Origin of the sequence: Kitasatospora purpeofusca (assembly GCF_036010405.1) — a bacterium.
Lineage (GTDB): Bacteria > Actinomycetota > Actinomycetes > Streptomycetales > Streptomycetaceae > Kitasatospora > Kitasatospora purpeofusca.
The window spans coordinates 5,422,746-5,431,464 of the sequence record NZ_CP108561.1 but is presented as its reverse complement, the minus strand read 5'-3'; the positions used below and the strand labels follow the sequence as shown (position 1 = coordinate 5,431,464).

Here is an 8,719-nt window from a genome sequence, read left to right as displayed (position 1 = left end):
TGCTACTGCTCCCTCGTGTACTTGCCGGTTGTCGGTCGGCGCTTGCCGCGTGTCGTTCGCTGTCGGTGCGAGGTGGGGGGTGCCGTGGGGACTACTGGACGAGTTCGGGGTCGCCCAGTTCGGAGTCGTCCAGCTGCTCGATCTCGGCCCTGATGAGGTCCTCGACCGCCTCCGCCAGCCGGCTCACCGTCGGGTGGCCGAAGACGGTGGCGATCGAGAGGTCGACGTCGAACTCGTCCTGGAGCCGGGAGGTCATCCGGATCGCGAGGATCGAGTGCCCGCCCAGCTCGAAGAAGCTGTCGTGGACGCCGACCGAGGGCAGGCCCAGCAGCTCGGCCCAGACCTCGGCGATCCGCTCCTCGGTGGGCGTGCCCGGCGCGTCCCGGTCGCCTGCGGCCTGCTCGATCGCGGGCAGGGCCCGGCGGTCGACCTTGCCGTTCGCGGTGAGCGGGATCCGGTCCACCGCGGCGACGGCCGAGGGCACCATGTACTCGGGCAGCACCTCGGCGAGGTCGGCGCGCAGCGCGTCGGCGGCGAACTCCCCGCCCTCCGGGACCACGTAGGCGGCCAGCGACTTCTCGCCGGTCGCGCTCTCCCGGACCAGGACGACGGCGTCGCGCACGGCCGGGTTCGCGGTCAGCACGGCCTCGATCTCGCCGAGTTCGATCCGGTAGCCGCGCAGCTTGACCTGGGTGTCGATGCGGCCGAGGAACTCGATCGCGCCGCCGTCGAGCACCCGGGCCAGGTCGCCGGTGCGGTAGAGGCGGGAGCCGGCCGGTCCGTACGGGTCCGGGACGAAGCGCTCGGCGGTGAGGTCCGGGCGGCCGTGGTAGCCGCGGGCCAGCCCCGCGCCGCCGACGTGCAGTTCCCCGGCGACGCCGACCGGGGCGGGCCGGCCGGCCCCGTCCAGGACGTACGCGGTGGTGTTGGGCAGCGGGCCGCCGAGCGGGACGGTGCCCTCCTGCGGCCGGTCGACCGGGTGGACCGTGGAGCCGATCGAGGCCTCGGTGGGCCCGTACTCGTTGATCAGCCGGCCGGGGCCGAGCGCCGCCAGCCAGTGGTTGGCGGTCCGCGCGGGCAGCGCCTCGCCGGCCACCAGCACGAGGTCCGCCAGCCCGGCCGCCCGCTCGCCGGTCAACTGGTCGGTGAGCAGCTCCAGATGGCCGGGGGTGAGCTTGACGAAGCTGTACGGCGCACCGGCGGCCAGCGTCTCGCCGAGGCGGCCGAGGTCGAGGTCGGCGGGCAGCACGTGCACCGGGCGGCCGGTGATCAGCGGCACGTAGAGGTTGGTGGCGGGCAGGTCGAAGGCCAGCGAGGAGAACAGCGGCGCGCCGCCGGGGCCGCGGACCAGGTCGCGGGCCGCCCAGCGCAGGTGGTTGGCGAGGCCGCGGTGGTGCACCGTGACGCCCTTGGGGCGGCCGGTGGAGCCCGAGGTGTAGATCAGGTACGCCGGGTGTTCGGGGTCGGTGGCGCGGGCGGGCGCGGTGGCCGGGCGGGCCGCGACGGCCTCCCGGTCGGCGTCCAGCAGGATCCGGGTGCCCGGGAAGCCGCCGGTGGTGGCGGTCAGCGCGGTCTCGGTGACCAGCAGCGGCGCGTGGCAGTCGGCGAGCACGTGCCGCAGCCGTTCGGCGGGCAGCGCCGGGTCGAGCGGCAGGTAGGCGGCGCCGGCCTTCCAGATCGCGAGCAGGGCGGGCACCAGGTCGGGTCCGCGCTCCAGGCAGACGCCGACGACGGTCTCCGGTCCGGCACCGGCGGCGGCCAGGTGGTGGGCGAGGCGGTTGGCCCGCTCGTCCAGCTCCCGGTAGCTCAGGGTGGCGCCGTCGGTGACCACGGCCGGGGCGTCCGGCGTGGCGGCGGCCTGCGCCTCGATCAGGTCGAGGGTGGTGCCGGCCGGCCAGTCGGCCCGCTCGCCGGTGCCCCAGTCTCCGAGCAGCCGCGCCCGCTCGGGGGCGGAGAGCAGTTCGGCGGCGCCGAGGGCGGTCGCCGGGTCGGCGGTGAAGGTCTCCAGCAGGCGGAGGAACTGCTCGGCCAGCCGCTCGACGGTGCCGTGCTCGAACAGCGCGGCGGCGTACTCGAAGGCGCCGCTCCAGGTGCCGTCGGCCTCGCTGCGCACGTACAGGGTGAGGTCGGTCTTGGCGACCCGGCGGGCCGGGTGCAGGTAGTCGAGGTCGGCCCGGTCGGGCATGCCGCCGATCAGCCGGCCGTCGTGGAGGTTGAAGGCGACCTGGTAGAGCGGGGTGCGGGAAAGGTCGCGCTTCGGGTTCAGCTCGTCGACGATGTGCTCGAACGACAGCTCCTGGTGCGCGAAGGCGTCCAGGCAGGTGGCCCGCAGCCGGTCCAGCGCCTCGGTGAACGGCAGGCCGCCGTCGAGGCGGCAGCGCAGCACCAGCGAGTTGAGGAAGAAGCCGACGGTCCGCTCGACCTCGGGCCGGGTGCGGCCGGCGACGGGCGTGCCGACGACCACGTCCCACTGGCCGCTGTGGCGGGCGAGCAGGGTGCCGAAGGCGGTGAGCAGGGTCATGAACGGGGTGGCCTCGCGGCTCTGCCCCAGGCGGGTGATCGCGTCCATGAGCCGCGGCGGGATGCCGAAGCCCACCACGCCGCCGCGCGGGTCGCGCCGGGCCGGACGGGGGTGGTCGGTGGGCAGCTCCAGCGGGACCAGGCCGTCCAGGACGCCGCGCCAGTGGTCGAGTTCACCGGCCAGCCGGTCCTTGGCGTGCCACTGCCGCTCCCAGGACGCGTAGTCCGCGTACTGGACCGGCGGCTCGGGCAGGCGGGGGGCGGTACCGGCCCGGTAGGCGGCGCACAGGGTGCGGAACTCGTCCTCCAGGACGGCGACCGACCAGCCGTCGCAGGCGATGTGGTGGATGGTCACCAGCAGCAGCCGCTCGTCCCCGGCCTCCGGGGTGGCGGCCAGGGTGGCCCGCCAGATCCGGCCGGCGGCCAGGTCGAAGGGGGTCTCGAACTGCTCGCGGAACAGCTCCACGATCTGCTCGCGGCTGCCCTCGACGGTGCGCAGCTCGATCGGCAGGGTCTCGCCGACCTCCTGGACCGGCTCGCCGTCGACGGTGCGGTAGCGGGTGCGCAGGACCTCGTGGCGGTCGGCGAGGGTGTCGAGCACCAGGCGGACGGTCTCGGCGTCCAGGTCGGCGGGCACCCGGAGGAAGAACGGGGCGGCCCACTCGGGGCCGGGCTCCATGGTGTCGAGCAGCCAGATCCGGCGCTGGCCGGAGGAGAGCGGGAGCGGGCGGTCGCGGGGCACCGCGACGACGCCGGGGACGGCCGTGCCGGTGGTGGGGGCGGCGTCCGTGCTCTCCTCGACCGCCAGCAGGGCGGCCTGCTCGCGGACGGTGACGGCGGTGAACAGGTCGGCGAGGACGACGGTCGTGCCGGTGGCGGTGTGCAGGCGGCGGGCCAGCTCGGTGAGCAGCAGCGAGTAGCCGCCGAGCTGGAAGAAGTTGTCCTCGGCGCCGACCTCGGCGACCTCCAGCAGCTCCGACCAGACCTGGGCGACGGCGCGCTCGGCGGCGGTGGCCGGGGCGACGTACGCGGGGCGGGCGTAGACGGCGGCCGGGGCGGGCGCGGGCGCGGCGGCGGCCTCGTCCAGCTGCTCCAGGGTGCCGTCGTTGCGCCAGCGGACCGGGGTGCCGGTGTTGTGCATCCGGCTGCCGGGGGCGCCGAAGAAGGCGGGGCGCAGGCGGTCGGCGGTGGCCTTCGGGTCGCCGGCCCAGCCGCGCGGCAGGCCGAGGCCGGCCACGTGCAGCTCGCCGGGGACGCCGGGCGGGACGGGGTCGCCGTACTCGTCGACGACCAGCACCCGGACCTGGTCGACCGGGCGGCCGAGGACGGTGGGGGTGCTCTCGTGGGCGGCGTTCTCCCGGGCGGTGTTCTCCTGGGGGTCGACGTCGTCGGCGGTGAGGATCAGCGCGCCGGGCTCCAGGACGTGCAGGGTGCGCGCCTCCTCGGCCCGGGCGGCCAGCGCGCGGCCGGCGGCCGGCGGCAGGTCGGCGCCGAGGGCGAGCACCAGCCGGAGGTCCGGGGTGGCGGCGTCGGTGGCGGCGTCGGTCACCTCAGCGGCCTCGGTCGCCTCGGTCGCCTCGGCGAGGGCGGCGGCGGGCGCGACCAGCACGGTGGCCCGCTGCTCGGCGGCGGCGTCCAGCAGCCGGGCCGGGTGCGGTGCCGGGGCAGGCAGGACGGCGGTGGCGTCGGCGGTGAGCGCGGCGAACAGCGCCCAGGTGGCCGCGCCGGCGGGGCCGGTGACGAGGACCCGGTCGGTGGCGTCGAGGCCGTGGTCCTCGGCCAGCCAGGTGACCTGGTTGGCGACGGTGGCGTGGTCGAGCACGGCCGCGGGGCCGCCGTCCGCGCCGGGGGCGATCCAGGCGGCGGCCTGCGGGTCGACGTCCACCAGGGCGGCGATCGCGGCGGCGAGCAGCGCCTCGGCGAGGGCGGTTCCGGCGGTCGTCCCCTCCTCCCGGCCGTCGGTCAGGACCAGATCGGCCGTGACCCCGGCCGCGTCCGCCCGCCCGTCGGCGTCCAGCGGCAGCACTGCGGCACCGGCCCGCCACACGCCGAGCACGGCCGAGGCCAGATCGGCGCCGGCCGGGAGGCGAATTCCGACCACCGATTCCGGACCGATTCCGGAACCGGCCAGGAATCCGGCGATCCGATCGGCCCGCCCGTCGATTTCGCGACGGCCGACCTCGTGGTGGCCGTCGAATACGGCGACCGAGTCGGGAACCCGTTCCACCGAGTTCGCGAAAAGGTGATGCACAAAGGACTGCCGTGCCACGAGAGCTCCTCGCTCGGTCACTAAGGGGCGGATCAGCTGCTGCGCGGGGCTCAGCCGGCGACGGTCTCGGCGACGGCGGCGGTCCCGGCGGCGGCGGTCCCGGCGGCGGCCTCGGCCATCCGCAGGCGCAGGCTCAGCGGGCGCATGTCGGTCCACACCTCGCCGATCCGGGCCAGGCACTCCTCCTTGCTGCCGGAGAAGCCCTCCTGGTGCCAGCCCGCCGGGAGCGCCCGGTCGGCCCACCAGATCGAGTACTGCTCCTCGTCGTTGAGGACGACGAGGTAGGTCTGCGTGTCAACGTTCAGCTCGGCCACAGCCGGGTCCCCGATCACTTGAGGCTGGTGTCGCACGGAGCGGTCGGCCCGCACCCGTGCCCTTCATACGGAGCGAGTCTGGGGACGCCCGCTATAGGTGCTCTATACGTCCCCGGGGGAGGCTCGGGACCGGCCGGACGGCGTTCCGTCGGGGGCTTCCGAGGGCCCTTCCAGGGACTCTTCCGGGCGCTCCGACTGCCGTTTGCCGCAGTCCCGGGGTGTAGCGCACTACACCCCGAAAACAGAACTCCACTTCATTGCCCGCCCAGTGGGCCGGAAGGTGTACTTGCTGCCATGACCGCCACAGCCCGCGGCGCGGAATTCGCCGTCGAACTCCGCTCCGTTTCCAAGACCTACCGCTCCGGCCCCGAGCCCGTCGTCGGCCTCGACGGGGTGAGCCTCGGCTTCCCGTTCGGCACCTTCACCGCCGTCATGGGCCCCTCCGGCTCCGGCAAGTCCACCCTGCTGCGCGCCGCGGCCGGCCTGGAGGGCATCGACGGCGGCCAGGTGCTGGTCGACGGCACCGAGCTGGGCGGCCTCAAGGACAAGGAGCTGACGCTGCTCCGCCGGGAGCGGATCGGCTTCGTCTTCCAGTCCTTCAACCTGCTCCCCTCCCTCACCGCCGCGCAGAACGTCGCACTCCCGCCGAAGCTGGCCGGCCGCCGCCCGGGCAAGGCCGAGGTGCTGGCCGCGCTGGGTTCGGTCGGCCTGGCCGAGCGGGCCGGCCACCGCCCCGGCGAGCTGTCCGGCGGCCAGCAGCAGCGGGTCGCCATCGCCCGCGCCCTGATCAGCCGGCCCGCCGTCGTCCTGGCCGACGAGCCGACCGGCGCGCTGGACACCAAGAGCGGGCGCGAGGTGCTGGCCCTGCTCCGCGGCCTGGCCGACGACGCCGGGCGCGCCGTCGTCATGGTCACCCACGACCCGGTCGCCGCCTCGTACGCGGACCGTGTGGTCTTCCTGACCGACGGCCGGCTCGCGGGCTCCCTGGAGGAGCCGACGGCCGAGCGCGTCGCCGCCCGGATGACGAGCCTGGAGGCCCTGGCGTGCTGAGCGTCGCCCTCTCCACCCTCCGGGTCCGCTGGACGTCCTTCGTCGGCACCTTCGTCGCGCTCTGCCTCGGCGTCGGCCTGATGGCCACGGCGATGCTGGTCATCGGCGCCACCGCCGGGGTCGCCGACCTCGCGCAGCAGCGCTGGTCCGGCGCGCCCGCCGTCGTGGTGCCGGACACCGGCATCGACCTCGCCGACAGCGACGGGCAGGTCCAGAGCGTCGCGGTGGCCCAGCAGGCGGGCCTGGGCCCGGAGCTGGTGGCCGCGATCGCCCGCACCGGCCGGGTGGTCGAGGACCACACCTTCTACGCCCAGCTGGCCGGCGGCCCGGCCGACCAGGTCGGGCGCGGCTGGTCGGCCGCCGAGGCCGGCGGCTACCGGCTGGCCTCGGGCAGCGCCCCGGCCGCCGACGGGCAGGTCGTGGTCAGCGGCGGGGAGGCCGGACTGATCGGCCGCACCCTGCCGCTGCTGACCGCAGACGGCCCGCGCCGGGTCACCGTCACCGGCGTCACCGACGCGGTGCCGTTCGAGCACGCGGTGTTCTTCACCGACGCCGAGGCCACCCGGATCTCCCCTGCCGTCGACGCGCTGGCCGCCTACGGTCCGGCCGACGCCGTCCGCCGGGCCGTCACCGAGGCCGGCCGGGGCCCGGGGCGGGCCGCCGTGCTGACCGGCAAGGAGCGCGCCACCGCCGACCCGCACCACGCCTTCCTGCTCAGCCAGATGGACAACGTGGACACCCCGCTCGGCCTGGCCGCCGGAGTCGCCGGCTTCGTCGCGGTGTTCGTGGTCGCCGGCACCTTCGCCCTGTCCATCGCCCAGCGGCGGCGGGAGCTCGCCCTGCTCCGGCTGATCGGCTCCACCCGCCGCCAGCTGCGCCGGCTCATCCACGCGGAGGCCGTGCTGGTGGGCGTGCTCGCCTCGGCGGCGGGCTGCGGGCTCGGCCTGGTCGGCGCCCCGCTGTGCCGGAACTGGCTGGTCGACCGCCACATCGTCAGCCCCGACTTCACCGTGCCGATCACCGTCTGGGCGCTCGCCACTGCGGCCACCATCGGGCTGGTCACGGCGGTCGTCGGCGTCGTCGTCTCCTCCGTCCGGGCCGGGCTGATCAGCCCCGGCGAGGCGCTGCGCGAGGCCGCCGTCGAGCGCAGCCCCAAGGGGGCGAACCGCTTCCGCTGGGTGGTCGGCGGGCTGGCCCTGGCGGTCGGCGTGGTGGCCGTCAGCGGCACCGCGACCATGCAGCCGGAGGCCGGGTCCAACGCGGCCGCCTCGGCCTCGCTGGTGCTGGTGATCGTCGGTGCCTTCGTCACCCTCGCCGGGGTGCTCGCCGGGCCGGTGATCCGCCTGGTCACCGGGCTGCCCGCGCGGTTCTCCCGCTCCGGCGCCGACACGGAGGACGCGGGCGGCGCCGTCTGGTCGACCGCCCGTCAGAGCGCCCTCACCGCCTTCCGCCGCACGGCCGCGACGACCACCCCGGTGGTCATCGTGGTCAGCCTGGCCGGCTGCCTGCTCGGCAGCATCGGGACGATCAACGCGGCCCAGGTCAGCGCCGTCGGGCGGCAGCTGTCCCGGGCGGACTGGGTGGTCTCCCCGGCCGGGACTCCGGGCCTCACCCGGGCCCTGGTCGACCAGGTCCGGGCCGTCCCGGGCATCACCGCCGTGGTCTCCACCCCGACCACCGTCTACGCGGAGGAGCAGGGCCCGAGCGCCCTCGCCCTCCAGGCTGCGGCGGTCGACGCGGCGGGTCTGGCCACCGTCGCCGAACTCCCGGTTGTCAGCGGCTCGGCGGCCGACCTCAAGCCGGGCTCGATCATCGTCAACTCCGTCTGGCCGGGGAGCCCGCACGCGGGCGACGAGGTCAGCACCTGGCTCGCCGACGGTTCGCGGAAGAGCTTCAAGGTCGCCGCCGTGCTCCAGGCGGGCGCCGACAGCACTCAGGCCTACCTGGACGCCTCCGACGCGGGCGCCGGCTCCGTGCTCCCTTCCCGGATCATCGTCAAGCTCACCCCGGGCGCCGACCGCGCGGTCGCGGCGAGTGCGCTGCAGACCGCCGTCTCCGACCTCGGCGGGCGGATCAGCACCCCGGACGAGGTCTCGGCGGCGGCGACGGACGCCAACCAGGAGAGCTCCAAGAACGGCATGCTGATGATCCTCGGCCTGTCGGTGCTCTACGCCCTGGTGGCCCTCGCCAACACCCTGGTGATGACGCTGGGCGACCGCCGCCGCGAGCTGGCGATGCTGCGCCTGGCGGGCGCCACCCGGGGCCAGGTCCTGCGCGCTGTGGCGACGGAGACCCTGCTGTGCGTCGGCGCGGGTGCCCTGGTGGGCGCGGTCGCCTCGGCCATCAGCATCGGCGGCTCCTGGGCGGCGCTGCGCCAACTGGTCGGCCCGACCCCGGCGGTGGTCCCGTGGGCGACGCTGGGTGAACTCCTCGCCGTCTGCGCGGCCATCGGCCTGGCGGCGGCTGTCGTCCCAGCTGCGCTCGCGCTGCGCGGCGGTGACGGCCGCAGCATCCTCGCGGGCGTCGCGGGCGAGGCGGGCTGAGGCAGCGAAGGACGAGGGTTGGC

General features: G+C 75.7%; 4 protein-coding genes. 2 read left to right on the top strand and 2 right to left on the bottom strand.

Annotated elements, in window-relative coordinates:
• Nucleotides 1-91: 91 nt before the first annotated feature.
• Nucleotides 92-4,747: a non-ribosomal peptide synthetase gene (locus OG715_RS24040; RefSeq protein WP_266270943.1), complete on the bottom strand. Its 4,656-nt coding sequence runs from the start codon at nucleotides 4,745-4,747 to the stop codon at nucleotides 92-94.
• 92 nt (nucleotides 4,748-4,839) lie between these two features.
• Complete coding sequence (locus tag OG715_RS24035) at nucleotides 4,840-5,094, bottom strand: MbtH family protein (protein WP_266271806.1); 255 nt, start codon at nucleotides 5,092-5,094, stop codon at nucleotides 4,840-4,842.
• Between the two features lie 303 nt (nucleotides 5,095-5,397).
• Here OG715_RS24035 and OG715_RS24030 point away from each other — a divergent pair, with 303 nt between their 5' ends.
• Complete coding sequence (locus OG715_RS24030) at nucleotides 5,398-6,153, top strand: ABC transporter ATP-binding protein (protein ID WP_266270942.1); 756 nt, start codon at nucleotides 5,398-5,400, stop codon at nucleotides 6,151-6,153.
• Nucleotides 6,147-8,696 (top strand): ABC transporter permease, encoded by a 2,550-nt coding sequence (locus tag OG715_RS24025; RefSeq protein WP_266270941.1) that lies wholly within the window; start codon nucleotides 6,147-6,149, stop codon nucleotides 8,694-8,696. The genes OG715_RS24030 and OG715_RS24025 overlap by 7 nt, the downstream gene beginning before the upstream one ends.
• Nucleotides 8,697-8,719: the final 23 nt, after the last annotated feature.

Coding starts and splice junctions, on each gene's coding strand:
- OG715_RS24030 (WP_266270942.1), top strand. CDS start 5,398: ATGACCGCCACAGCCCGCGGCGCGGAATTCGCCGTCGAACTCCGCTCC.